Raw genomic sequence first — 22,090 nt, 5'->3', positions numbered from 1 at the left:
AGATAAAGTCCAGGCTGGCCGATAACAGCACTATCTCCTCTGACATGAGTTTGCTGACATGCTTAAAAACCTCAAAATAACCCACAGTATTCTCGCCGTACTTTTTATCTTTACCGCACTGCTGAGTCTGACCGGCTTTCTGTTGTATAACGCCGTCTCCAAAGCAGACCAGAACTTCGTTGCGGCGGAGCAGTTAACCCTGCAGCAACAGCACCTGAGCGATGCGGTGAAAACCCTGATTAAAACCCGCGTCACTATCAATCGGGTGGCGATCCGCTTCCTTAAAAATCAGCAGGATCCGGCCTCACTGGCTGCGATGGCGTCGCTGCTGGATAAGGCTGAGCAGTCAGCCGCCGCCGCCGATGTTGAATTCCGCGCCTGGCAGGCGTTGCCGCGTAAAGCGGGGCAGGATGAAGCCCAGGCCGGTGAGGTGCAGGCTGCCTATCAGCAAATGCACGACACCATGCTGGCCTCGGTGACTTTCCTGAAACAGCGCAACTATCAGGGCTACGGCAATCTGGAAGCGCAGGCGGCGCAGGATCGGCTCGACAGCGCTTATGAGGCCTGGCGCGCGGTCAACATTCAGCTAATGAAAAACACCTCTGAGCAGAACCAGCGCAGCCTGACCGATGCGCTCTGGACCTTGCTGGTGCTTGGCCTGGTGACCGTGGTGATCATTTTCGCGGTCTGGGTCGGGTTACAAAAACGGCTTATCGGCCCGCTTAGCCGACTGACCGGCTATATCCGCGCGATTTCTGCCGGCGATCTGACCTCAGACATTCAGCATGAAGGCCGTAATGAGATGGGGCTGCTGATTACCGAACTGCAGCAGATGCGCGATGCGCTGGTGGTCACCATTACTTCGGTTGATGACGCCACCCGCTCTATCTTTACCGGCGCTGCCGAAATTTCAGCCGGCAGCACCGATCTTTCATCACGCACCGAACAGCAGGCCGCGGCGCTGGAACAAACGGCGGCCAGCATGGAGCAGCTGACCTCAACCGTTAAGCTCAATGCCGACAATGCGCAGCAGGCAACGGCCGTATCGAAACAGGCGTCAACCACCGCCACCCAGGGCGGCGAGACGGTGGCCCGGGTCATCGCCAACATGGAGCAGATCAGTGAAAGCTCCGGGCAAATCGCCGGCATTATTGCGATTATCGACAGCATCGCCTTCCAGACCAATATTCTGGCGCTCAACGCTGCGGTAGAAGCCGCGCGTGCCGGTGAGCAGGGACGTGGATTTGCGGTGGTCGCGGGCGAGGTACGTTCGCTGGCAGGCCGCAGCGCCAGTGCCGCTCAGGAAATCCGCGGCCTGATCGATCGCTCCGCCGAACGGATCAGAACCGGGGCCGGCCATGCCTCTGAAGCCGGTAAGGCGATGGAAAGTATCGTAACGTCGGTCAGTCGGGTAACCCAGCTGATCGAAGAGATCGCCTCATCATCAGTTGAGCAGACGCGTGGCATTGAGCAGGTTTGCATCGCGGTTTCTGAAATGGATGGCGTGACGCAGCAGAACGCCGCCCTGGTTGAAGAGTCGGCCAGCGCGGCGGCTTCGCTGGAAGAGCAGGCCAGCTATCTGCGTAAAACGGTGGCGGTATTTAAAACCGGCAGCCTGCAGGCGGCGTTTTCCGCAGCTCCGGCCCAGCCGGTCGTGAGTCAGCTGCGTCCTGCTGCGGTCAGCCCGCAGGCGGATAACCAGAACTGGCAGGCCTTCTGAGTGGCTGGCCGTCAGCCAGCCAAAAGCTGACCGCCATCGCGTGATAACCCGGTTGAGCTCGCTGCATTTGAGCTCAACCGGGAAGGTATTTGATTGCGGTGCAGCGGTGGTGAATGTTTCTAACAGTGAAGGGCGGACGTTAATGACTATCACTCATTTTTACAGTCGGCAGAACAGAAGATAGCGGCCGATACGTTGGCGAATAACATTGGTGAATCACTACAGCCAGCTTAATTTACCGGTAGATAAATTCATATTTCACGATGTAAGAGCCAATATTATTCACACGAGCGGTTACCCATACGCCTGTCATTCCTTGCTTACGGTGGCTGTGCAGATACTCTTTATTGATACAAAGCTGCTTCCATCTGCTGGTGTTCGGGTCTTTTAGCCAGATACCCGCTTCACACTGCCCGTGCTTGCCTCTTGACGGGCCTGGAAAGACAACTTCATATTCCGATTCATAGCCAATAACTTTGTCCGGGAAGAGATAAACATAGACATCATAACAATTTAAGGACAACACAAAGCCCAGAATAAAACCGCCACTGAATGCATTAAACAGAGATTTTACGTTTTTATTAAAAGTGCCCCGGCAGCAAGCCAGCGCCAGAATAATGACGCCCATAAACAGGCCAGATAAAATATAGGTTTTCCATTCAGGAACCGATTTTTTTAACACTGTATTGTGGGAAATGCTTGATGCCCACAACATATACCAGCACCAACCACCTAACAGAATGTATACCACTGCGGCAGTAAACCATTTCCTGAAATTATCTTTGAAATAAGTACTGTTGCTCATACTTATATTCCCTTATTTATCAGTGAGTAATGCTGCCGCTTTTCTGACATGCTCGCTCAACTTTAGCGTCTGACGCAGCTTCCTGTTTCGGCTGGATTTTCACTTTGGGGGCCAGCTCAGATTGTAGTTTAAGCTTTTTAGAAATTATCAGCCGAGATAACGGTTTGATCGTAATTCTCGCGCCGGGGAGTGAGGCAGACACCGGCCATAAATGATGGAAGAATAATCACCCCCCCTATCATCAGTTATCTGACAAACGCACTTAAAAGGATCACCTGATGTATGACACTCAGCTGACTGAGCAGCGTTATCATTTGTATAAAAATCGATGACAATAGCGGCATTTTTAACCCATGAGTCAGGCAGTTGCTGTTTCAGTATAAGGTTTGCCAGCATTACCGTATAACGCTGCCCGATATCATTTATCAGATCAAAATTTGCACCGCTTGCAGGCATGGGAAAGGTAAACGTCACGGATTTAAGTCCCTGGTTAATAGCAAAGCGTTTTAACCGGCCTATAGCCCAGAAACCATTGTAATCGTTGTTTCGACTGACAAAACTACTATTCAGAGAATGGCTAATTCCTTTGAGCTCTCTTCTTCGTGCCATCGACCCTTCCTGGCTGTTTTCACGCGTTCTAATCAGTTATTGAAACAGTATCGGTACGGTTGGTCCATCCTTTAACGTTTGTCATCCAGCCTCATCTGCCGTTGCTGACTCATGACACGGAAGAGGTAAAGAGCCACTCCACAAACCCGACCCGCATTCGACCCGGCTCCCGTGCGAGGCAGCCGTCCGCGAGGCACATTCGTTGTCCGTGAGCCTGAATCCATCTCGCTGGCGCAACCGCCTGTTTTTCTCGCTATTGCGCTTTAGTGCATTTACCAGGACGACCCGTTGCCACCGATAACAGAATACAAGCAGGCGACGGCCAGCGCGGATAAGCCGGCGTCTGATCAATGTCGCTTTGCCTGGCTGCCCTGGCCTGAGTTTCCGCTGGGCGCAGCGTCCGATTGCGGTTATGTTGAAGCTTCAAATCGTGACTGCAAAGGAACTCAGCATGCCCGAATTTTTCTTTTTCAGGAAAGGCCGTCAGCTGGTGGCTGCCGACCGGAAGGACAGCGCGGCAGTCGAACGGCTTAAGGCTGACGGCTATCAGAAACAGTTTGAGGAAATTATTGCGCCAGATGCGGAAAGGGCGCTGATCAGGCTGCAGGATATCCGTAAGGATGCCGCCGATCTCGAATACGGTTTTCTGACCGGCGGGATATTCGGTGTCGTCACCTTACTGTTCCGTGAAAACCGGGTCAAAAAGACAAAATGATCGGCGCATATCTGGCAGCAGCGCCGCTTGCCGACCGGATCGAGCAGTAAAAAACCGCCCCGGGAGGCGGTTTTTTATTGCAGATCTGACGCGCAATAGCACGTCGCGATCGTCAGGCCGGTACTGACAGCGCTTTCTGGCTGCGTGACCAGACGCGGTGTGCTTTCATCGCCTGGATGAAGTCCGCCATCAGGGCGTTTTCTGCTTTGTCACCCTCAACAATGCCTTCTTCCTGTTCGGTTTCGCCCAGACTGAACTGCGCCTTGAAGCGACGTGCATCGCCTGACAGACCAATAACTTTCAGATGCTTGTAGGCTTCCAGCAGGAAGTAACGCGCATCACCGCTCAGCAGCAGGGCGTCGATGTTGCCATCCGGCACGATAACGGCGTCAAAGGTCAGTGACGGCAGACCGGCGAAGGTGGCATCAATCGGCAGCACCGAACCATCATCGGCGCGTACCTGGCCCATGTGTGCGGCCAGCAGTTTGGTGTGAACACCGACCGCTTTCAGTTCCTGCAGAATTGACAGCACATCTGCCGCCTTCACGCCATCGCTGACCAGTAACGCTACCTGACGGCCCTTGATCTCGCCATCCGGGATGGCGTAGAGACTCAGGCTGTCATCTTTGGTCAGGCCGTTAACCGCTTTTGGCGGCTGGATATTCAGCTGATCGGCGGTCAGGGCGATACCGAGATTATCCGCCACGCCTTTCGCCAGACCGAGGTCAATCCGCGCCAGATGATCGACCACCCGCTCACGAATATAGGCCCGCGCCACTTTACTCAGCTCGAACGAGTAAGCGCCGATAATATGCTGCTGTTCGACCGGCGTCTGGCTCATCCAGAACAGGCGCGGCTGAGCATAATACTCACCGAATGATGGGCTGCGCTCGCGCACTTTGTGGCCCTCAACGCGCTCCTGGTAGCTTTCAAAACCGCCACCTTCAGCGGCTGGCGGGGTTTCACGTGGCCAGTTATCATTGATCGAGTTCGGCTCGTAGTTGGCCGGGTTAGTGTCGATATCCTGACGGTGCATCCCCTGGCGCTGGAAGTTATGGTACGGACAGGTTGGACGGTTGATCGGGATCTCATGGAAGTTCGGACCACCGAGGCGGCTGATCTGGGTATCGGTATAGGAGAACAGACGGCCCTGCAGCAGCGGATCGTTGGAAAAATCGAGGCCCGGCACGATGTGGCCTGGGTGGAATGCTACTTGCTCGGTTTCTGCGAAGAAGTTATCCGGGTTGCGGTTAAGCACCATCTTACCCACGATCTCGACCGGTACCAGCTCTTCCGGGATCAGTTTGGTGGCGTCCAGAATATCGAAATCGAATTTGAACTCATCCTCTTCCGGGATCAGCTGCAGGCCCAGTTCATATTCCGGGAAGTCACCCGCTTCAATCGCTTCCCACAGGTCGCGACGATGGAAATCGGGATCGCGGCCGGTCAGTTTCTGCGACTCATCCCACAGCAGCGAGGCTTTGCCTGCCACCGGCTTCCAGTGGAAGCGGACAAAGGTCGCTTTGCCTGCAGCATTAATCAGGCGGAAGGTGTGAATACCAAACCCTTCCATGGTGCGATAGCTGCGCGGAATGCCGCGATCGGACATCGCCCAGATGACGTTGTGCATGGTTTCCGGCTGGAGAGAGACGTAATCCCAGAAGGTATCGTGGGCGCTCTGGCCCTGCGGGATTTCGTTGTGGGGTTCAGGCTTCACCGCGTGCACGAAGTCAGGGAATTTATGCGCATCCTGAATAAAGAACACCGGGGTGTTGTTGCCGACCAGGTCGAAGACGCCCTCTTCGGTATAAAACTTGGTGGCGAAACCGCGAATATCACGCACCGTATCAGCGGAACCGGCGCCGCCCTGTACCGTGGAGAAACGCACGAAAACCGGCGTCACCTGATTCGGATCGCTGAGGAACTGCGCTTTAGTCAGATCTTTTAACGAGCGGTAGGGCTGAAAATAGCCGTGCGCCGCTGAGCCGCGCGCATGCACGATGCGCTCCGGGATACGTTCATGGTCAAAATGCGTGATCTTCTCACGCATAATAAAGTCTTCCAGCAGGGTTGGCCCACGCGAACCGGCACGCAGCGAATTCTGATCGTTCGCAATACGGGTTCCCTGGTTGGTGGTGAGCGGGCTGTTGGTGCCGTTTTTACGGCTGGCATTGAGCTGGTCGAGTTTAGCGTTATGGGTCTGCGGGGCTTTCAGGCTACCTGGCGCGGTCGGTTGTTTGCCGGGAGGCGTCGGTTCGGCTGGCGGCTGATGTGATCCATCCTGAGGTGCCAGCGAACCGAGTCCGGGTTCTGACGACTCCGGCCCGGTGGTGGGGGCGCGGTGGCTCAGTTCTTTCTTCTCTGTTTCTTTCGACATTAATCCATGCTCCAGCGGTTATTTTACTTTCGACGACACTAAATATAGAACAACCTGACCAATGCTGGGGGTAAACCGCGACTTTAACTGACCTCGCCGGGTTTCTTTTTGGCGGGCTAAAATAACACCTTCACCCGGTGCGGCAGCCTGTCGTTTCGCTTATTGCCGGCCAACTGCAACTATTCGGAGGTCTGTATGCTCAGCTATCTGTTTATTGGTGCGAATGATGTGGCGCTGTCCGGTCACTTTTATCGGGCAGTTCTGCTGCCGCTCGGGTATCTGGTTGAGCCCGATGGCGAACAGCTGATTTTTTCGCTGCCGGAGGTGCCCGATCGGCAAAACGGACCCGGTGCCGTCTACATTGCGAAGCCGTGGGATGGCGCAGACGCGCAGCCGGGTAACGGCAACATGGCCGGATTCCGCGCGCCGACGCGGCAAAGGGTTGACGAGCTTTACGCGGCGGGCCTGCGGGCAGGGGGCACAGATGAGGGCGCGCCAGGCATTCGTGAACGCTATAACCCGAATTTTTACGTGTCTTACCTGCGCGATCCGGCAGGCAATAAGCTGGCGCTGTTCTGTAACGACGATCCGGCCTACGCGTCGGTTTAATTGCAGCCGGCGTGCATTTCCTGATTGAAGTTAGAAATGTTATATCATAACATTTCATTTTGTAACTTCTATTGAGGATCGCGACGTTGGCAAATCATACAGGTAAGTGGGCGATGGCGCTGGGCGCGCTGTTGATCAGCAATCAGGTGGCGGCGCATGGCGATCATGCGCACGGCAAACCGTTGTCAGCCATGGAACAGAAAGCGGCGGAAGGGGACTTTGCCGATGCGGATGTTAAAGATCGCCCGCTGTCGGACTGGGATGGCCTGTGGCAGTCGGTCTATCCGCTATTAGAAAGTGGCGAGCTGGACCCGGTATGGCAGAAAAAAGCGCAGCAGGATGGCAGCAAAACGGCGCAGCAGGTTAAAGCTTATTACCGTAAAGGCTACGCGACCTACGTCGACACTATCGGCATCGAAAACGGCGTGATGGAATTTCATATTGGCGATCGGGTCAGCGCCTGCCGCTACCATTATGCCGGCCACCGGATCCTGACCTATACCTCGGGCAAGAAAGGGGTGCGCTACCTGTTCGAATGCCAGGAGGCAAACAGCGATGCGCCGAAATATGTGCAGTTCAGCGATCACACCATCGCACCGCGCAAATCAGCCCACTTCCATATTTTTATGGGTAATCGTTCGCAGCAAGCTTTACTGGCGGAGATGGATAACTGGCCGACCTACTATCCCTGGCAGATGATGAATGCGCAGGTGGTGGATGAGATGCTGCATCATTAAGGATTTGCTTCGGCTTTTGACACACCCGCCCGTAACGGCGGGTTTTCAGGCGACAAACGCGGCCAGCTTATGCAGGTAAATCGCCAATCCGTGGCGTACAAAATCCTAAAGCGCTTCACTCAGATCTACTTAGAGGTGCGCCGACTGACTTTACCGCCCTTGCGGCCAGCTTCCCTGGCTCTTTCAGGATCGTTCTTGAAATTGCCTCCGCTGGCTTTGCCACCGGCACTTCCAGCTTCACTGGCACGGTCCGGGTCATTGGCAAAGTTGCCTGCGCCACCCCGGTATTTCTGTTGTGTCATAGATAGGCCTCGTATCAGGTTCCTTAGATAAGTAGGACTAGCTAGTCACAGCATTAAGTTTAGTTTGCCGGCTGGATTATGCCAGCAAAACGGCAAAATCGAGGCGGCTGTCGCCTCGCTAATCTGTTGATTATCTGCATAAATTGGCGGGACTTCAGCCAACCCATACCGGCCGGCGCGAGGCCGGTATTCCCTTCACCACCTGTTGATACGAATCGTCGACCAGCTGCTGGATCAACCCTTCTGACAGTGCGTCGCCCGGGTAGACGGTGATCCAGTGCTGCTTATTCATATGGTAACCGGCGGTAATAGAGGGATAGATGGCGCGATGCAGTTCCGCCTGCTGCGGCTGGCATTTCAGGGTGATGATCGGCACCCCCCGCAGCACGGTCAGCAGTAGAAACACCTTACCGCACACTTTATAGACCTGATGTGCCGGTCCAAACGGATAGCTGGACTCGGCGGCAGGCAGCCGCTCGGCCGCCTCAATAGCGATGCGCTGGATATCAGCACCCTGCATAGCGAATCTCCTTGTTACCGGGTTGGTCAATCTCTGCCCACTGGCTGAGTGACTGAGGCCTGTTACACTTCTGATAAGCATAAATCAGGAGCAGACATGAAATTAGGCTTTGCATGTAAGTATCTCAACCACGATGGCAAACAGTTTTTCCCGTTCCGCGCCACCACGCGTAAACGGTTTCTGAGTTTACCGCACGATCAACGTAATCAACTGATTTATGAGATATCCGTTACCAACCTTAACCAGCTCTACCTGACGCTGGAGCAGCTGGCGACCTTACCGGAGCCGTTAAGAATGATGCGTATTGGCAGCGATCTGCTGCCGCTTTATACCGTTCCGGAGGCCACGTCGCTGTTTGCCGCGTTTTTACCCGAGCTTCATCCGCTGTTCGCCCGCTGCGGTGAACTGGCACGCGCGCACCAGATCCGACTCTCCTTTCATCCGGGGCAATATACGGTGCTGGCGTCAGATAATCCGGATGTGGTGAGCCGCGCGCTGGAGGATGTCGAATATCACACCCTATGCGCCTGCCTGATGGGCTACGGCCAACGCTTCCAGGATTTTAAAATCAATATTCATATGAACGGTAAGGCGGGATTCGACGGTTTTAAACGTTCGTTTGGTCAGCTGAGCGAGGAAGCGCGCCGGATGCTGACGGTAGAGAATGATGAAATATCCTGTTCGCTGGATGACGTACTGCAGGCCGCCGCGCTCTGTCCGGTGGTGCTGGATATTCACCATCACTGGGTGAAAGAGAATCAGTTTATCCAGCCTGACGATGCGCGGATTGCCGCGATAATCGCTTCGTGGCGCGGCGTCCGGCCGGTACTGCATTATTCGATTTCACAGGAGGGGATTATTCCGCCGCAGGGCTGGCCGGATCAGCAACAGCTGGGCGTGTCGAAAAGCAAACTGCGGGCGCACTCCGATTACTACTTCAACGACACGCTCAATGACTGGGCATTGTCGTTTCAGGATTTCGACATCATGTGCGAAGTGAAAATGAAGAATCTGGCGCGGGAACAGCTCTACCAGTGGGCGAAACAGCAACAGCGGATAGCGTAACAGCCGACAGCTTTCCCCTTGCTGGTCGGGCAGCAAGGGGAAGCGACCTCAAATAATCGCCACGCCGCCGGTGACGGCGACCGTAGCGCCCGAAATATAGCTGGCCTCATCGCTGGCCAGCATCACATAGGTCGGGGCCAGTTCAGCCGGCTGACCGGCGCGCTGCAACGGCACTTCGCTGCCAAAGTTTTTCACCTGCTCAACCGGCATGGTCGACGGGATCAGCGGTGTCCAGATTGGGCCCGGTGCTACCGCGTTGGCGCGGATGCCTTTTTCCGCCAGCATGGCGACGAGGCTGCCGGAAAAGTTGACGATAGCCGCTTTAGTCGCCGAGTAGGGCAGCAGCTTCGGCTTTGGCTGGTCGGCGTTGATCGACGCGGTATTAATGATCGATCCACCCGCTGGCATATGCGGCACTGCTGCTTTGGTGATGCGGAACAGGGCGTAAAGATTGGTTTTCATCGTCCGGTCAAACTCGTCATCGCTGATTTCATCCAGCGATTCACGCGTCATCTGATAAGCCGCGTTGTTCACCAGAATGTTGATCTCACCAAACGCTTCTACCGCTTTCTCAACGATGGCGGAACAGTGTGCTGCCTCGGTAATGTCGCCTGGCACCAGAATCGCTTTCTGGCCTGCGGCTTCGACCAGCCGGGCGGTATCCTGCGCATCTTCATGTTCATCAAGATAAGAGATCAGGACATCAGCCCCTTCGCGGGCAAACGCGATAGCGACCGCCCGACCGATGCCGGAATCGCCGCCGGTAATAATGGCTTTTTTGCCCGCCAGCCGGCCTGAGCCCTGATAACTTTGTTCACCATGATCGGGCTGCGGCTGCATGGCCGAGGTCGTACCGGGCCAGTTCTGTTGCTGTTCGGCAAAAGGGGGTTGGGGGCGTTGAGTCGATGACATGAATATTCCTCCATAAAAATCCGTTAGCGTAAAACAGTCAGTCAGGACCGCCGAAACGGCTGTGGCCCTGACTGACACGCTGGCGTCAATTAAGGTTTCGGTGACGCGACACCGTCAATCTGCTCCTGCTGTGCGCCTGAGCCTGGACGGGCGTTACCAAGCAGCGGCTCATCACCGAGGATCTCCGGCTGCTGTTTTGCACTGAACTGGCCGTGACCGTCGTAGGCCGGGCCATTGCTCCAGCGGCCTTCCGGCAGCGGTTTATCCAGCGAGGTGTTCAGGCAGTAGTAAGAGTGCTCCTGCGCTTCATTTTCCTGCGGGAAGCTGTTTGGAATAGGCAGCGAAGCATTCAGGCCGCCCATCTCTTCAATCACCGCCAGCCACTGCTGCTGGTGCATGGTGTCACGAGCGATCAGGAACGACAGGAAGTCCTTCATCCCTTTATCTTCCGTCATATTGTACAGGCGGGTCGCCAGCACGCGGCCGGTGGCTTCAGCCGTGACGTTAGCCAGCATATCGGCCGCCACGTTGCCGGAAGCATAGATATGGCTCATGTCGAACGGCATACCGTTGGCGTTAACCGGCATCGCTGACAGACCCGATGAAAGGATATGACGCGGGTTCATGCCGCCCAGAATGGCGTTAACCACCGGATCTTTGGCTGAGGCTTCCTGGTAGGAGAGCGGTGCGCCCTCAAGGTTGAGTGCCACTGCATAGCCCAGCATTTCGATATGGCCGAGTTCTTCGGTTGCGGTGGAGATCAGCAGATCCCGAATCCGGGCATCGCCACGCGCGCCCATCGCCTGGAAAAAGTATTGCATCGCCACACGAATTTCACCCTCTACGCCACCGATGGCTTGCTGTAACAGCATGGCGAATTCTGGATCTGGTTTCTCGACGCGAACCGGGAACTGGAGTTTTGATGAATGATGAAACATGATTTTTTTCCTCGTCAGTGTTCGCACTCGATGCAGAAAAAAGCCTGGACAGGGATAGCGAAAAAAGAAAGCGTAACGAGAGCAATTAGTGGATGAGTAAGAGGGGATAAGCGGCAAAAAACCGCGAAAAATGAATAAACGGTTGGTCCGCCGATGAGGGCTGATTACAGTAGAATGATGACGCTGACCACCGGAAGAAAAGGCATAAAAAAGCCCCGCAGGCGGGGCAAATTCTGGGAAGCAAAAGCATCCGTGCTAATCAGTGATCCCTCACAACAGACACAGGATGTCAGCTGTTACTGGTCGACGACGCATTCTGCAGAACGTGTTCCAGTGCCTGACGATAAATATCCTGTTTAGCCACGTCACGCTCACTCTCCAGGCGATGAATCAGGCCCAGCACAATGTCTTTATCGGAAACGTGGGTTTTGTAATGCGCGAGTTCAGCATGGACGGCTGCAATAACTTCTTTCTCGCTGGTAACCGGAGTGCCAGAGTTCATGAAGTATTCAGAAATCTGAGACTCTGTATTGATTGTCGTTTGCATATCAGGCCTCATCAAAAAGGGGGATAAATGCGCCATTTCAGGTCCGGTCAGCGGACGACGCAAAAAAAGAGCATCTGAAGGTGGAAATCCACGACACCTTCAGATGCGGTGCAATGCACCTTTCGTTACAAGTGACTTAACATCACGGCGCAAAGTTATACAATAACGACAAACTTGTACAACGAAATTCGATAAAATTTTACTGGTCGGTGGTGTATTTCACATGCATGTTTAAAATAATTAACGGTTAATTTTTATTAAATATATTTAAATACAAGTGGTTATCTTGTTGTCGCTGCGCTTTTCGCTTTTTCTTTATCAAATTCGCTGAAAAAAATATTTCCGCTCAAGGCTGTACGTCTGGGTGATTTTCCGCAAAAACCTGTACAGGTTCAGACAGTAAAACCGCGCTGACGGGACAGGGGCGGGCGGTACAACGGTGGCAATCTTATTCACCTGACCGTGAAGCCAGCACAATTCACTTCACACCTGCGCCTCAGAAGGCTAAGGTTTAGCGCTTACTTATCAGAAGGAGATGATCATGATTAACGACTATTTCGCGCTTCCGCCTGCCGGCATCACGCAGGAACAGCACAAGCGCACGGTGGCGGTGGCAGCGGCGCTGGCGGTAGCTAAAGAGTCAGTCAGCGCGTCAACCTCGGCGACCGGTTCAAAAACGGCGTGGGATCTGCAGGCGGTGGCCAATGAAATTGCTAATCTGGCGGATGCGATTCAGGATGCGCTGGAAAGCGATAGCGAAGTGTAAACCTGCGGCCTGAGGCGGCGAGGTGTGGATGGCAGACCGGGCCTCAGCACCGGGTCGCCGCTGAAGCCCGGCAACGCTCTGGCTGCCGGGTAACGCTTATTCTACTGACGGCGGCTCATATTTAATGTACTGCCGTAATGTGTCATGGATCGCCCGGTTATCGCCCTCATCCAGACCGCGTCCGGCATATTCTTTCGCCAGCGCCGCCAGCACATCATCAAACTTACCTTTGTAGTTGAGATTATTCAGCGCAATTTGCTGGCCGAGGATCTCTTTTAATACCGTGGTCTCTACTTTTAGCTGACGGACTTCATCTTCAAGATGTTTGATTCGCGCATCGTCTGACATAACACCTCCATGATTAAACACCGCAGAATAACCATGCCACGCCGGATATTCAAACAACGCAGGCAGCAGACAAACTTTGTCAGATTTTCCTTAAGTCAGAATAATGCATTAGCCGGGCGATTATACCGCCATTCCCGATCAACAAGTCGCGCCGCTCAGCTTGTGCGGTGATAGTGATCGCTTTCTGCTGAATATTACGCCAGCGCAAAAAAACGCCACAAAAAAAAGTGCATTGTCATCAACCCCTTCGCTTAAACCTTTTCCGTTGCGCTTGATTAAAAGGGTAATTCGATATTACTGTGTTTATATACAGTTATCTGGAAAAGGAGTGTTATTATGGAGTTCATCAAACCTGCGGACCTGCACGCCGTTATGCCGTTGCCGTTGTACATCGAACGGGTACCCTGCGGATTTCCCTCACCGGCGCAGGATTATGTCGAACAAAGAATTGATTTAAACGCGCTGATGGTTCAGCGACCCAGCGCCACCTATTTTGTCCGGGTGAGCGGTGAATCGATGACAGACGCGGGTATTAACGACGGTGACATGCTGGTGGTCGACAGTTCGCTGACCGCTGCCCATGGCGATATTGTGGTCGCCGCCGTTGACGGTGAATTCACGGTTAAACGCCTCCAGCTCCATCCCTGCCTGCAACTGATGCCGATGAATACCCAGTTCAAGCCGATCGCCATTAAAACGGAAGATGCGCTTGAAGTGTTCGGTGTGGTGACCTTCGTTATTAAATCGACCCATTAATCATGTTCGCGCTGGTCGACGTGAACAGTTTTTATGCCTCATGTGAAACGGTGTTCCGGCCCGATCTGCGCGGCAAGCCGGTGGTGGTGCTGTCGAATAACGACGGCTGTGTCATTGCGCGCAGCGCTGAGGCGAAAAGGGTGGGCATCAAAATGGGCGCACCCTATTTTAAAATGCGTGAAGAACTGACGCGTCATGGGGTGCAGGTCTTCAGCTCGAACTATGCGCTCTACGCCGATATGAGCCAACGCGTAATGACCATCCTGGAAGAGATGGCACCTTCGGTTGAGATCTACTCGATCGACGAAGCGTTTCTGAATCTGACCGGCGTGCAGAACTGTACGGCGCTGGAAACCTTTGCCCGCCAGGTCCGCCAACGGGTGCTGAAAGAGACGCATCTGACCGTCGGCGTCGGCATTGCCCAGACCAAAACCCTGGCGAAGCTGGCTAATTTTGCCGCCAAGAAGTGGAGCAAAACCGGCGGCATCGTCGATCTGTCCGATCCTGAGCGGCAGAAAAAGCTGCTGGCGTTGATTGATGTCGCCGAGGTGTGGGGCGTAGGTCGCCGCATCGCGAAACGGCTGAATGCGATGGGGATCGAGACCGCGCAGGATCTGGCTGCCCAGAGTACTCCGACCATTCGCAAGCATTTTAATGTGGTGCTGGAGCGTACGGTCAGGGAGCTGCGCGGCGAGCCTTGTCTGGAAATGGAAGAGTTCACTCCGGTGAAGCAGCAGATCATCTGTTCGCGATCGTTTGGCAGCCGTATCTCCGATTACAATCAGATGCGGCAGGCCATCTGCGCCTATGCCGAACGGGCGGCAGAAAAACTGCGGCGGGAGAAACAATATTGCCGTCAGGTCGGGGTGTTTGTGCGTACCAGTCCGCATGCGGTCAACGAAACTTTCTATGGCAATCAGTCTACCGGTCAGCTGCTGACCCCAACCCATGACACGCGTGACATTATCCGCGTCGCCATGGCGTGCCTGGATAATATCTGGATAGAGGGCCACCGCTATATGAAAGCCGGTGTCCTGCTGGGCGATTTTTTCAGTCAGGGCGTTGCCCAGCTTAATCTGTTCGATGAGATGCCACCGCGCGCTGACAGCGAGGTGCTGATGCAGCTGGTTGACCACATCAACCAGAAAGGCCGGGGAAAGCTGTGGTTTGCCGGGCAGGGCATCCATAAAGAGTGGGCGATGAAACGCGAGATGCTGTCGCCCGCTTACACTACCCGTCTGACCGATTTACCGGTCGCGAGAGTGAAATAAGCGCCCGCTGTTTTTACTGCCGCCGTAGCATAATGATTTCCGGATAAAAGCTTTTTTATCACGCAGTGAAATTATCGGGCCGTTATCCTTTACCTGGCCCGACCAGTTGTTAGCTGGTCGGGTGTATTGATAAAATATTTAGGTAAATGTGATGAATTTTAGACAATTTGAAAACAGAATTAATCAGTGGCCGGCCATACATTTCACCGCGATAGTAAAAAACCGTCGCGAAGAGGAATATGAAATTTATGCAGTCGATGAGAGCAATAATATAAAATCTCAGCTATTTATCTGCTTTGCGGATAATGAAAGCCATGCCAGCTTGCTTATTAAACAATTTACGCTGTGGCTGATCAAAATAAATAGCGATAAACGCCGCCAGCAAAAGGCCGAACGTCACGCCGAGGCAGCATTATTGCCGGATAAATAAGCGGCGGGATTGTTCTGATGCCGGGAAAATAGGTTCTCACTAAAAAGCATAAATTGAGTAGCATCGTTAACCATTAAGGCGATTAAATTGTCACGCAGCCGAACCCGTGCCTGAAGATAAAGTATCAGCGCGGTATACTTATTATCAGCGGCTGGGATACAATCCCCTGTTGATTTTTACGGGAGCACCTTTCCCCCTGGCCGGTAATGATGATCACGATAGCCACAGCGCATAAAAACAAAGAACGGGGCCGCCCCAGAGAGTTTGATATTGAACAGGCTCTGGACCACGCCATGATTGTTTTTCGGCAAAAAGGGTATCACGCGGCATCACTGAGCGAGCTGGGCGAGGCGATGAACCTCTCTGCTGGCAGCATCTACAAGGCGTTTAAAGATAAACGCTCCCTGTTTCTGCAGGTGTTTGAACGTTATCTGCTGCTGCGTAATGCCGAGCTGCGCCGCCGGCTGCTGCCCTGTACCAGCGGACGAGCAAAAATAGCGGAACTGCTGCAGTTTTATCTCGATTCCGCGCGTGCCGTTGAAGGGCGACGCGGCTGTCTGGTGGTCGCCAGCGCGATTGAATTGCAGACGCTGGATGAGGCGCTGGCGCTCCGCATCAATCAGGTGGTGGGGCGTAATCAGTGCTTTCTGGTTTCGCTGCTGGAGCAGGGACAGCAGGATGGCTCTGTCTCCGCCACGCTGGATGTTGAGTCGGCTGCCGGACTGATCCTCTGCATTGCCTATGGGATGCGGGTGGCGGGCAAGGTCAGCGATGTGGCAGACGAACAACAGACCCTTGCCCTGGCATTAAAAGTGCTGGGTTAAAATTTAGCTAATTAGGAGGCGAGCGCTTCCTAAATTTATCGGTAAACGGACAGAGGTAACCCACAGCGAACAAGAGAAACGCGATGGCAACGATCATAACCCGCGGCGGGACAATCGCCGCCCGCCAGATGCCCGGGAGCGAGCAGTGACAGACGACGACCTGACGATTAATGATGAAATTCGCGCCCTGATAGGAAAAGTGGTCTCACGCCTGATCAGGCCCGATGAAGTGCTGAGTGTTCATGAGATCATCACTGCGCTGCACAGTTTGCGCGTCCGTTCACCTGACCGTAATACGCGCTTATCCTGTCGGAAAGCGATTCGCATTCTGGCGCGTAAACTCCATTAGCCCCGCGCTTTTCAGTCAGAGAAATTCTGCGGTGCGCTTTCCGAACCGCTTATTGTGTGCCAGGCTTTTCTGCTCCATTATCCTGCGTAGAAAATTAAGGCCTGTTTCGTGAAAACCTCAATCTTACTGACCCTGGTGGCCGCTATCGGCTGTTCCGTTTTTGCCGCCCGTGGCGGGTTCGAAACCCATGCGACACAACATCCGTCGCATCAGAGCGTAACCGAAAACGGCGAGCCACTGACTGAATAGGCGAACTGGATAGCGCCACAGTCGGCCCGGACAGGTCAGCCTGCCGTTGCCCGGCACGCCGCAGAGCACAGGATTCGCTTTTCAGCTGGCTCGTCTGAAGCAGCATGACGCGGTAATAAAAGGCGGGCAGCGGGGCGATACGGGCACCGGAGAAGGTGCCCTCGGCAGAAATGTCAGCCGGAGAGGAAGGATTAACGATAGTTTTTAAGTTCAACCGGTTCCTGTCCGGTCACCACCAGCCAGTTCAGCTCGGCCCGATCGCGGGTTGAAGCATTGATAAAACTTTTCAGCCAGTTGCGCGCATCAGCAATTTGCGCCACGCGATCGTCGTTACGCTCATTTTCAGCCATCTCACCCAACTGTCGAATCAGTGATACCAGCGTAATATCCTGTTGTTCAAACGCCAGGTTAATGGCGGCTTCACCTAGAATCATATGACCGGTTGATTTATCGTGAAATACCATGGGTAACCTCCTGAGTGAAAATGTAAATAACACAATAATTATTCTAGTTAAAGGCAGCTTAAACGAAAGTGGAATCCCCTAAGGCAGACGCTATTAAAGTCATCAGCAAATAAAATGAACTTTTGCCTATCCGGTTAACTTACTGATATCGCGATAAAACGTTACGCATTACTATTTTTGACGCCACTCGGGGTACACATAATACCGGTAACAAAAGCTGGATGAGCCTGAAATTCAGATAAGCGAAGGGGCGGAATAAAGCGCGGCAGTAGCACCGGACAGCCCGACACAGCTGAAGGGCGGCGGTGTTAAGGGCGCACTGCAGCACAGGCCGCGATTAACGTTTCAGCTAAAAAAAAGCAAAAATAAAGCCGCCATGCGGCGGCTTTATAACGGAATATCCGTAATTATTTATTTGGCACTTCAGAAACTGCTTTAACGTCAGCTTTATTAATTTGCTGCTTAACGCCGTTGGCATCTTTATATGCCAGCAGACCGGCATCTGACTCAGAAGGTTTGCCATCACTAATAATGGTGCGTCCATCATTGGTGTGGATTGCGTAGCTGGTACGGGTGCAACCGGTTAATACGGTCATACCAATCAATGCAGCAAGAGGTAAAATCAGCGCTTTTTTCATCGTATTCACCTTATAATTAGTTGTCGAGTTCACTCATGTTACTAATTTCATTGCGATTGATTTGCTCGGTTTTACCGGTCTGAGCATCGCGATATGAGACCAGTCCGGTATCATCATCAATTTGTGGCTTGCCATCGGTAACAATAGTGCGGCCATCGGTAGTCTTAATCGATTGATTAGATGCGCAACCCGCCAGGGTGCCTAAACAAAGGGCCACCAAAGCGACAGCCGAGAGGGATTTCATTTTCATTTTTTCATCTCCTTGAAGTAAATCCAGACGTATACAGCATAGACGCCTTTATAAATTTTGCTGGCTCTGTAGCGCTTCGTTGGCTGATTTTTGGCCAGAAAGGCGCGTGCAGGGGAATAATCGCCCACCTGTGCGCCGGATATAGCATTTATTGCCAATGAAAGCAGTCGGGCAGGTTATTTATCCGCCTGGTTAAAGGGTACGCAAATAATCCGCAGTAAAAAGGTCAGACCAGTAAAATTAATCTCACTGCCGCTGTCCAGGTGGTGCCGTCGGCGTCAGCTATGCTTAACCATGGAGGTGCTTATGTGTGGACGATTTGCGCAGTACAGCAGCCGGAATGACTATTTCGATGCGCTGGGGATTCCGGAAGATGAAATTATTTACGACCCGCAACCGATCGGCCGCTACAACGTGGCGCCCGGTACCCGGGTGCTGTTGCTTAACCAGCACGATAACCAGCTGCATCTTGATCCGGTGCTGTGGGGTTACGGTCCCGACTGGTGGCACAAGGCCCCGTTGATCAATGCGCGCAGCGAAACCTCGGCGCAGGGACGGATGTTTAAACCGTTGTGGGCACAGGGTCGCGCTATCGTGCCAGCCGATGGCTGGTACGAATGGAAAAAACAGGGCAAGCAGAAGCAGCCGTGGTTTATTTACCATCGTCACCAGCAACCGCTGTTCTTCGCCGCTATCGGCAAAGCGCCTTATGACCGCGAGCACGGCAAAGAGGGATTTGTGATTGTGACTGCCGCCAGCGATAAGGGGATGGTTGATATTCACGATCGGCGGCCGCTGGTGCTGGAAGCCAGCGCAGTAACTGAGTGGCTAAGTGCGGAGACGACGCCAGAACGGGCGGTTGAGATTGCGCAGCAGGCGGCGTTACCGGAGCAGGCGTTTGCCTGGCACCCGGTGAGCCAGGCGGTGGGGAATATTCATCATCAGGATGCCAGCCTGATCGCGGAGATTGATGACCCGGCAGAGTGAGCCGCTACCGGGTCGGACAGGGCTGATAACCGTGCCGATCAACTGGGTGCGCCGATCGGCAGGGCCGATCAGAGGAGCGAGTCTTCCCCGGCTTTGGCGGCCGCTTTCTCGGCTTTCATCGCATTGATCGGATCGGAGGCGCTCAGCCAGCGATCGAATTTCTGGTAGGTGTCGATAAAGGTTTTAAAGTAGCTACTGGCTATGGTGGCGTTCTCTTTGTGGTTCATAAACGCGACTGCCAGTTTGAACGCATCTTCGTTATCAAATTTCATTTTTGTCTCCCTCGCTTCAGATCTATAGAGCGTAGCCTGATTAAGCCGCGCGTGCATTCAGACAACCGGCTGATAAACCGCAATAAAGCACCTCAATCTCAGCTGTCGGCCAGATTGGCGTTGATTCCCACTTACTTCACGTCAAATCCTTCTTATAATGCCAGCTTCACTCGTGAAGGAGACCCGCTTATGTTGAAAGGATTAACCGTTGCCGCTGCGCTGCTGCTGTCGGGCTGTAGCCTGATGCATAAACAGCCACCGGCGCCCCAGACCCTGCACTACCGCTGCGGTACCTTGCCGCTGACCGTCACCCTTGATGAAGCACAGCAGCAGGTCAGCTTTATTATGGATGGTCAGCCGCTGACGCTAAAACAGACGGTATCCGCCTCGGGTGCCCGCTACAGCGACGGCAACTATGTCTTCTGGTCCAAAGGAAACGGCGCGTTTATCGAACGTAACGATAAAATTGTCGTTAATGATTGTGAGCTGCAACCCGCCAGCTGACTGTTTATCTGAATGAGCGAACATTATGAGCGACAGCGATACGCTACACACCATTGCCCACCTGCGGCGTGAATATACCCGCGGCGGGCTGCGCCGTAAGGATCTGCCGGACGATCCTATCGTGCTGTTTGAACAGTGGCTGAGCCAGGCCTGCGAAGCGAAGCTGCCCGATCCGACGGCGATGACCGTGGCGACGGTGGATGAAGAGGGGCAGCCGTGGCAACGCATCGTTCTGCTGAAGCATTTTGATGCGCAGGGCATGGTGTTCTATACCAATCTGGGCAGCCGTAAGGCCTTGCAGCTGGCGCACAACCCGCGTATTTCGCTGCATTTCCCGTGGCACTTTCTGGAGCGTCAGGTGCTGGTGCTGGGTGAGGTCGAGAAGCTGTCGCCGCTGGAGGTGCTGAAGTACTTCCACAGCCGTCCGCGTGACAGCCAGATTGGTGCCTGGGTGTCGAAGCAGTCGAGTCGCATCTCCGCGCGCGGCATACTGGAAGGCAAGTTCCTTGAGCTTAAGCAGAAGTTCCAGCAGGGCGAGATCCCGCTGCCCAGTTTCTGGGGCGGCTACCGGGTGAAATTTCATACGGTGGAGTTCTGGCAGGGGGGCGAACATCGCCTGCACGATCGTTTCCTCTATCAGCGCGATCACGACGGCTGGAAAATCGACCGACTGGCACCCTGAATCGGTAAGATTCCCGCCTTTCAGCGCTGGCACAGAAGGCGTCAGCGCTTTATGCTATAGCCCTCATTTTTTTCGATTCCGCAACTCAGCGGAAAGCTGTGTACCAGCATAGGTGCAGTCTGATCAATTTGGAGTCAGTGATGACCAGCAGTAACCTGATACAACAATTGCAAGAGAGGGGCCTGATCGCCCAGGTGACGGATGAAGACGCGTTAACAGAGAAACTGGCGCAGGGGCCAATTTCGCTCTATTGCGGCTTTGATCCCACTGCTGACAGCTTGCATTTGGGCCATCTGGTACCGCTGCTCTGCCTGAAGCGTTTTCAGGATGCCGGACACAAGCCGGTCGCGCTGGTTGGCGGTGCTACCGGCCTGATTGGCGACCCCAGCTTTAAAGCAGCAGAGCGTAAACTCAATACCAGCGAAACCGTCAACGAATGGGTTGAAAAGATCCGCCAGCAGGTGGCGCCATTCCTTGATTTCGATTGCGGCAGCAACAGCGCTATCGCCGCCAATAACTATGACTGGTTTGGCAGCATGAATGTGCTGACCTTCCTGCGTGATATTGGTAAGCACTTCTCAGTGAACCAGATGATCAATAAAGAAGCGGTGAAGCAGCGTCTGAACCGTGACGATCAGGGCATCTCCTTCACTGAGTTTTCCTATAATCTGCTGCAGGGCTACGACTTTGCCTGCCTCAATGAGCGTCACGGCGTCTCGCTGCAGATTGGCGGATCCGATCAGTGGGGCAACATCACCTCCGGTATCGATCTGACCCGTCGTCTGCATCAGAACCAGGTATTTGGCCTGACGGTTCCGCTGATCACCAAGTCTGACGGCACTAAATTCGGTAAAACCGAAGGCGGCGCGGTCTGGCTGGATGCGAAGAAAACCAGTCCTTATAAGTTCTACCAGTTCTGGATCAACACCGCAGATGCCGATGTTTACCGGTTCCTGAAGTTCTTTACCTTCATGAGCATTGAAGAGATCAATGCGCTGGAAGAAGAAGACAAAAACAGCGGTACCGCGCCACGTGCGCAGTATGTACTGGCCGAGCAGGTCACCCGCCTGGTGCACGGTGAGGAAGGTCTGGCCGCCGCGAAACGGATTACCGCCAGCCTGTTCTCCGGTTCGATCAGCGAAATGACCGAAGCCGATTTCGAACAGCTGGCGCAGGATGGCATGCCGACCATCACCCTGAGCGCGGAGGACGATCTGCAGCAGGCGCTGGTGAAAGCGGAGCTGGTGCCGTCACGCGGTCAGGCTCGCACCATGATCGGCTCAAACGCCGTCTCACTCAACGGTGAGAAGCAGTCGGACGCGGAGTACCGCTTCAGCGACAGCGATAAGCTGTTTAATCGCTACACGCTGCTGCGTCGCGGCAAGAAACATTACTGCCTGATTAACTGGCAGTAAGATTTCAGGGCCGGTTTCCGGCCCTTTTT

The 22,090-nt window shown here is 53.9% G+C and carries 29 protein-coding genes; 16 read left to right on the top strand and 13 right to left on the bottom strand.

Features of this window, described 5'->3' with window-relative positions; translation table 11 throughout:
- The first annotated feature begins 58 nt into the window (after positions 1 to 58).
- A complete protein-coding gene (locus ABIB18_RS05650) occupies positions 59 to 1,720 on the top strand; it encodes a methyl-accepting chemotaxis protein (RefSeq protein WP_031377385.1) in 1,662 nt (553 codons plus the stop codon).
- A gap of 235 nt (positions 1,721 to 1,955) precedes the next feature.
- Here the strand turns inward: ABIB18_RS05650 and ABIB18_RS05645 are convergent, their stop codons facing one another.
- Together ABIB18_RS05645 and ABIB18_RS05640 are read right to left on the bottom strand one after the other, a co-directional pair.
- Positions 1,956 to 2,525 (bottom strand): hypothetical protein, encoded by a 570-nt coding sequence (locus ABIB18_RS05645; protein ID WP_069728241.1) that lies wholly within the window; start codon positions 2,523 to 2,525, stop codon positions 1,956 to 1,958.
- A 147-nt stretch (positions 2,526 to 2,672) separates the two neighbouring features.
- A complete protein-coding gene (locus ABIB18_RS05640; RefSeq protein WP_354473791.1) occupies positions 2,673 to 3,134 on the bottom strand; it encodes a hypothetical protein in 462 nt (153 codons plus the stop codon).
- Between the two features lie 451 nt (positions 3,135 to 3,585).
- On the opposite strand from ABIB18_RS05640, the gene ABIB18_RS05635 reads away from it, so the two are divergent.
- Positions 3,586 to 3,849, top strand: a complete 264-nt coding sequence (locus ABIB18_RS05635) for a hypothetical protein (protein ID WP_069728242.1) — start codon at positions 3,586 to 3,588, stop codon at positions 3,847 to 3,849.
- Positions 3,850 to 3,961: 112 nt separating this feature from the next.
- On the opposite strand, the gene katE is transcribed toward ABIB18_RS05635, so the two are convergent.
- Positions 3,962 to 6,226, bottom strand: coding sequence for a catalase HPII (gene katE / locus ABIB18_RS05630; RefSeq protein ID WP_031377381.1), 2,265 nt, complete (start codon positions 6,224 to 6,226; stop codon positions 3,962 to 3,964).
- 195 nt (positions 6,227 to 6,421) lie between these two features.
- Here katE and ABIB18_RS05625 point away from each other — a divergent pair, with 195 nt between their 5' ends.
- Together ABIB18_RS05625 and zinT are read left to right on the top strand one after the other, a co-directional pair.
- A complete protein-coding gene (locus ABIB18_RS05625; RefSeq protein ID WP_354473789.1) occupies positions 6,422 to 6,835 on the top strand; it encodes a VOC family protein in 414 nt (137 codons plus the stop codon).
- A gap of 86 nt (positions 6,836 to 6,921) precedes the next feature.
- A complete protein-coding gene (gene zinT / locus ABIB18_RS05620; protein ID WP_354473788.1) occupies positions 6,922 to 7,572 on the top strand; it encodes a metal-binding protein ZinT in 651 nt (216 codons plus the stop codon).
- Between the two features lie 125 nt (positions 7,573 to 7,697).
- On the opposite strand, the gene ABIB18_RS05615 is transcribed toward zinT, so the two are convergent.
- Together ABIB18_RS05615 and ABIB18_RS05610 are read right to left on the bottom strand one after the other, a co-directional pair.
- Complete coding sequence (locus ABIB18_RS05615) at positions 7,698 to 7,874, bottom strand: con-10 family general stress protein (protein WP_031377378.1); 177 nt, start codon at positions 7,872 to 7,874, stop codon at positions 7,698 to 7,700.
- Positions 7,875 to 8,028: 154 nt separating this feature from the next.
- Positions 8,029 to 8,394 carry an MmcQ/YjbR family DNA-binding protein gene (locus ABIB18_RS05610; protein WP_031377377.1) on the bottom strand — a complete coding sequence of 122 codons (366 nt, stop codon included), beginning with the start codon at positions 8,392 to 8,394 and terminating at the stop codon, positions 8,029 to 8,031.
- 96 nt (positions 8,395 to 8,490) lie between these two features.
- Between ABIB18_RS05610 and ABIB18_RS05605 the strand changes: the two genes are divergently transcribed.
- Positions 8,491 to 9,459 carry a UV damage endonuclease UvsE gene (locus ABIB18_RS05605; RefSeq protein ID WP_031377376.1) on the top strand — a complete coding sequence of 323 codons (969 nt, stop codon included), beginning with the start codon at positions 8,491 to 8,493 and terminating at the stop codon, positions 9,457 to 9,459.
- A gap of 48 nt (positions 9,460 to 9,507) precedes the next feature.
- On the opposite strand, the gene ABIB18_RS05600 is transcribed toward ABIB18_RS05605, so the two are convergent.
- The 3 genes from ABIB18_RS05600 to ABIB18_RS05590 all read right to left on the bottom strand — a co-directional run bounded on the left by ABIB18_RS05600 (position 9,508) and on the right by ABIB18_RS05590 (position 11,856).
- Positions 9,508 to 10,371 (bottom strand): glucose 1-dehydrogenase, encoded by an 864-nt coding sequence (locus tag ABIB18_RS05600; protein WP_354473787.1) that lies wholly within the window; start codon positions 10,369 to 10,371, stop codon positions 9,508 to 9,510.
- Between the two features lie 89 nt (positions 10,372 to 10,460).
- Entirely contained in the window at positions 10,461 to 11,309 is an 849-nt protein-coding gene (locus ABIB18_RS05595; protein ID WP_069728245.1) for a manganese catalase family protein, read from the bottom strand.
- 289 nt (positions 11,310 to 11,598) lie between these two features.
- On the bottom strand, positions 11,599 to 11,856 hold the full coding sequence (locus ABIB18_RS05590) for a biofilm development regulator YmgB/AriR family protein (protein ID WP_031377373.1): 258 nt from the start codon (positions 11,854 to 11,856) through the stop codon (positions 11,599 to 11,601).
- Between the two features lie 541 nt (positions 11,857 to 12,397).
- On the opposite strand from ABIB18_RS05590, the gene ABIB18_RS05585 reads away from it, so the two are divergent.
- Positions 12,398 to 12,622, top strand: a complete 225-nt coding sequence (locus ABIB18_RS05585) for a hypothetical protein (RefSeq protein ID WP_031377372.1) — start codon at positions 12,398 to 12,400, stop codon at positions 12,620 to 12,622.
- Positions 12,623 to 12,718: 96 nt separating this feature from the next.
- Here the strand turns inward: ABIB18_RS05585 and ABIB18_RS05580 are convergent, their stop codons facing one another.
- Positions 12,719 to 12,970, bottom strand: coding sequence for a hypothetical protein (locus tag ABIB18_RS05580; protein ID WP_031377371.1), 252 nt, complete (start codon positions 12,968 to 12,970; stop codon positions 12,719 to 12,721).
- Between the two features lie 336 nt (positions 12,971 to 13,306).
- Between ABIB18_RS05580 and umuD the strand changes: the two genes are divergently transcribed.
- The 6 genes from umuD to ABIB18_RS05550 all read left to right on the top strand — a co-directional run bounded on the left by umuD (position 13,307) and on the right by ABIB18_RS05550 (position 16,849).
- A complete protein-coding gene (gene umuD / locus ABIB18_RS05575; protein ID WP_031377370.1) occupies positions 13,307 to 13,726 on the top strand; it encodes a translesion error-prone DNA polymerase V autoproteolytic subunit in 420 nt (139 codons plus the stop codon).
- Positions 13,727 to 13,728: 2 nt separating this feature from the next.
- Entirely contained in the window at positions 13,729 to 14,997 is a 1,269-nt protein-coding gene (gene umuC / locus ABIB18_RS05570; RefSeq protein ID WP_354473784.1) for a translesion error-prone DNA polymerase V subunit UmuC, read from the top strand.
- A gap of 151 nt (positions 14,998 to 15,148) precedes the next feature.
- Complete coding sequence (locus ABIB18_RS05565) at positions 15,149 to 15,427, top strand: hypothetical protein (RefSeq protein WP_354473783.1); 279 nt, start codon at positions 15,149 to 15,151, stop codon at positions 15,425 to 15,427.
- Positions 15,428 to 15,636: 209 nt separating this feature from the next.
- Entirely contained in the window at positions 15,637 to 16,251 is a 615-nt protein-coding gene (locus ABIB18_RS05560; protein ID WP_354473842.1) for a TetR/AcrR family transcriptional regulator, read from the top strand.
- Positions 16,252 to 16,396: 145 nt separating this feature from the next.
- Positions 16,397 to 16,600: a hypothetical protein gene (locus tag ABIB18_RS05555; RefSeq protein WP_031377366.1), complete on the top strand. Its 204-nt coding sequence runs from the start codon at positions 16,397 to 16,399 to the stop codon at positions 16,598 to 16,600.
- A 108-nt stretch (positions 16,601 to 16,708) separates the two neighbouring features.
- Positions 16,709 to 16,849: a hypothetical protein gene (locus ABIB18_RS05550; protein ID WP_227021914.1), complete on the top strand. Its 141-nt coding sequence runs from the start codon at positions 16,709 to 16,711 to the stop codon at positions 16,847 to 16,849.
- Positions 16,850 to 17,040: 191 nt separating this feature from the next.
- On the opposite strand, the gene ABIB18_RS05545 is transcribed toward ABIB18_RS05550, so the two are convergent.
- From ABIB18_RS05545 to ABIB18_RS05535, 3 genes are all read right to left on the bottom strand, one after another.
- The gene (locus ABIB18_RS05545) at positions 17,041 to 17,313 is read right to left on the bottom strand and encodes a hypothetical protein (protein ID WP_031377365.1); all 273 of its coding nucleotides are present in this window, start codon (positions 17,311 to 17,313) and stop codon (positions 17,041 to 17,043) included.
- A gap of 407 nt (positions 17,314 to 17,720) precedes the next feature.
- Positions 17,721 to 17,951: a YgdI/YgdR family lipoprotein gene (locus ABIB18_RS05540; protein WP_031377364.1), complete on the bottom strand. Its 231-nt coding sequence runs from the start codon at positions 17,949 to 17,951 to the stop codon at positions 17,721 to 17,723.
- 16 nt (positions 17,952 to 17,967) lie between these two features.
- Complete coding sequence (locus ABIB18_RS05535) at positions 17,968 to 18,201, bottom strand: YgdI/YgdR family lipoprotein (RefSeq protein WP_031377363.1); 234 nt, start codon at positions 18,199 to 18,201, stop codon at positions 17,968 to 17,970.
- Positions 18,202 to 18,507: 306 nt separating this feature from the next.
- Between ABIB18_RS05535 and ABIB18_RS05530 the strand changes: the two genes are divergently transcribed.
- The gene (locus ABIB18_RS05530) at positions 18,508 to 19,188 is read left to right on the top strand and encodes an SOS response-associated peptidase family protein (protein ID WP_354473781.1); all 681 of its coding nucleotides are present in this window, start codon (positions 18,508 to 18,510) and stop codon (positions 19,186 to 19,188) included.
- A gap of 68 nt (positions 19,189 to 19,256) precedes the next feature.
- Here the strand turns inward: ABIB18_RS05530 and ABIB18_RS05525 are convergent, their stop codons facing one another.
- Positions 19,257 to 19,460, bottom strand: coding sequence for a hypothetical protein (locus tag ABIB18_RS05525; RefSeq protein WP_031377361.1), 204 nt, complete (start codon positions 19,458 to 19,460; stop codon positions 19,257 to 19,259).
- 189 nt (positions 19,461 to 19,649) lie between these two features.
- On the opposite strand from ABIB18_RS05525, the gene ABIB18_RS05520 reads away from it, so the two are divergent.
- The 3 genes from ABIB18_RS05520 to tyrS all read left to right on the top strand — a co-directional run bounded on the left by ABIB18_RS05520 (position 19,650) and on the right by tyrS (position 22,061).
- Complete coding sequence (locus tag ABIB18_RS05520; protein WP_031377360.1) at positions 19,650 to 19,964, top strand: MliC family protein; 315 nt, start codon at positions 19,650 to 19,652, stop codon at positions 19,962 to 19,964.
- A 25-nt stretch (positions 19,965 to 19,989) separates the two neighbouring features.
- Positions 19,990 to 20,646: a pyridoxamine 5'-phosphate oxidase gene (gene pdxH / locus ABIB18_RS05515; protein ID WP_069728248.1), complete on the top strand. Its 657-nt coding sequence runs from the start codon at positions 19,990 to 19,992 to the stop codon at positions 20,644 to 20,646.
- A gap of 140 nt (positions 20,647 to 20,786) precedes the next feature.
- Positions 20,787 to 22,061: a tyrosine--tRNA ligase gene (gene tyrS / locus ABIB18_RS05510; protein WP_031377358.1), complete on the top strand. Its 1,275-nt coding sequence runs from the start codon at positions 20,787 to 20,789 to the stop codon at positions 22,059 to 22,061.
- Positions 22,062 to 22,090: the final 29 nt, after the last annotated feature.

This window comes from Pantoea sp. UYEF8, assembly GCF_040546285.1.
Classification (GTDB): domain Bacteria; phylum Pseudomonadota; class Gammaproteobacteria; order Enterobacterales; family Enterobacteriaceae; genus Pantoea; species Pantoea brenneri.
Note: the sequence above shows the minus strand (reverse complement) of the source record. Positions and strands in the feature narration are given on the sequence as shown.

What these genes read in the sequence shown, in the direction of transcription:
- ABIB18_RS05545 (WP_031377365.1), bottom strand. Translation starts at nt 17,313, where the DNA reads ATGGTATTTCACGATAAATCAACCGGTCATATGATTCTAGGTGAAGCC.
- ABIB18_RS05580 (WP_031377371.1), bottom strand. Translation starts at nt 12,970, where the DNA reads ATGTCAGACGATGCGCGAATCAAACATCTTGAAGATGAAGTCCGTCAG.
- ABIB18_RS05645 (WP_069728241.1), bottom strand. Translation starts at nt 2,525, where the DNA reads ATGAGCAACAGTACTTATTTCAAAGATAATTTCAGGAAATGGTTTACT.
- ABIB18_RS05540 (WP_031377364.1), bottom strand. Translation starts at nt 17,951, where the DNA reads ATGAAAAAAGCGCTGATTTTACCTCTTGCTGCATTGATTGGTATGACC.
- umuC (WP_354473784.1), top strand. Translation starts at nt 13,729, where the DNA reads ATGTTCGCGCTGGTCGACGTGAACAGTTTTTATGCCTCATGTGAAACG.
- ABIB18_RS05520 (WP_031377360.1), top strand. Translation starts at nt 19,650, where the DNA reads ATGTTGAAAGGATTAACCGTTGCCGCTGCGCTGCTGCTGTCGGGCTGT.
- ABIB18_RS05535 (WP_031377363.1), bottom strand. Translation starts at nt 18,201, where the DNA reads ATGAAAATGAAATCCCTCTCGGCTGTCGCTTTGGTGGCCCTTTGTTTA.
- ABIB18_RS05595 (WP_069728245.1), bottom strand. Translation starts at nt 11,309, where the DNA reads ATGTTTCATCATTCATCAAAACTCCAGTTCCCGGTTCGCGTCGAGAAA.
- umuD (WP_031377370.1), top strand. Translation starts at nt 13,307, where the DNA reads ATGGAGTTCATCAAACCTGCGGACCTGCACGCCGTTATGCCGTTGCCG.
- ABIB18_RS05560 (WP_354473842.1), top strand. Translation starts at nt 15,637, where the DNA reads ATGATCACGATAGCCACAGCGCATAAAAACAAAGAACGGGGCCGCCCC.
- ABIB18_RS05600 (WP_354473787.1), bottom strand. Translation starts at nt 10,371, where the DNA reads ATGTCATCGACTCAACGCCCCCAACCCCCTTTTGCCGAACAGCAACAG.
- ABIB18_RS05525 (WP_031377361.1), bottom strand. Translation starts at nt 19,460, where the DNA reads ATGAAATTTGATAACGAAGATGCGTTCAAACTGGCAGTCGCGTTTATG.
- ABIB18_RS05640 (WP_354473791.1), bottom strand. Translation starts at nt 3,134, where the DNA reads ATGGCACGAAGAAGAGAGCTCAAAGGAATTAGCCATTCTCTGAATAGT.
- ABIB18_RS05635 (WP_069728242.1), top strand. Translation starts at nt 3,586, where the DNA reads ATGCCCGAATTTTTCTTTTTCAGGAAAGGCCGTCAGCTGGTGGCTGCC.
- ABIB18_RS05625 (WP_354473789.1), top strand. Translation starts at nt 6,422, where the DNA reads ATGCTCAGCTATCTGTTTATTGGTGCGAATGATGTGGCGCTGTCCGGT.
- ABIB18_RS05585 (WP_031377372.1), top strand. Translation starts at nt 12,398, where the DNA reads ATGATTAACGACTATTTCGCGCTTCCGCCTGCCGGCATCACGCAGGAA.
- ABIB18_RS05650 (WP_031377385.1), top strand. Translation starts at nt 59, where the DNA reads ATGCTTAAAAACCTCAAAATAACCCACAGTATTCTCGCCGTACTTTTT.
- ABIB18_RS05605 (WP_031377376.1), top strand. Translation starts at nt 8,491, where the DNA reads ATGAAATTAGGCTTTGCATGTAAGTATCTCAACCACGATGGCAAACAG.
- ABIB18_RS05530 (WP_354473781.1), top strand. Translation starts at nt 18,508, where the DNA reads ATGTGTGGACGATTTGCGCAGTACAGCAGCCGGAATGACTATTTCGAT.
- pdxH (WP_069728248.1), top strand. Translation starts at nt 19,990, where the DNA reads ATGAGCGACAGCGATACGCTACACACCATTGCCCACCTGCGGCGTGAA.
- ABIB18_RS05610 (WP_031377377.1), bottom strand. Translation starts at nt 8,394, where the DNA reads ATGCAGGGTGCTGATATCCAGCGCATCGCTATTGAGGCGGCCGAGCGG.
- tyrS (WP_031377358.1), top strand. Translation starts at nt 20,787, where the DNA reads ATGACCAGCAGTAACCTGATACAACAATTGCAAGAGAGGGGCCTGATC.
- ABIB18_RS05565 (WP_354473783.1), top strand. Translation starts at nt 15,149, where the DNA reads ATGAATTTTAGACAATTTGAAAACAGAATTAATCAGTGGCCGGCCATA.
- ABIB18_RS05590 (WP_031377373.1), bottom strand. Translation starts at nt 11,856, where the DNA reads ATGCAAACGACAATCAATACAGAGTCTCAGATTTCTGAATACTTCATG.
- ABIB18_RS05615 (WP_031377378.1), bottom strand. Translation starts at nt 7,874, where the DNA reads ATGACACAACAGAAATACCGGGGTGGCGCAGGCAACTTTGCCAATGAC.
- katE (WP_031377381.1), bottom strand. Translation starts at nt 6,226, where the DNA reads ATGTCGAAAGAAACAGAGAAGAAAGAACTGAGCCACCGCGCCCCCACC.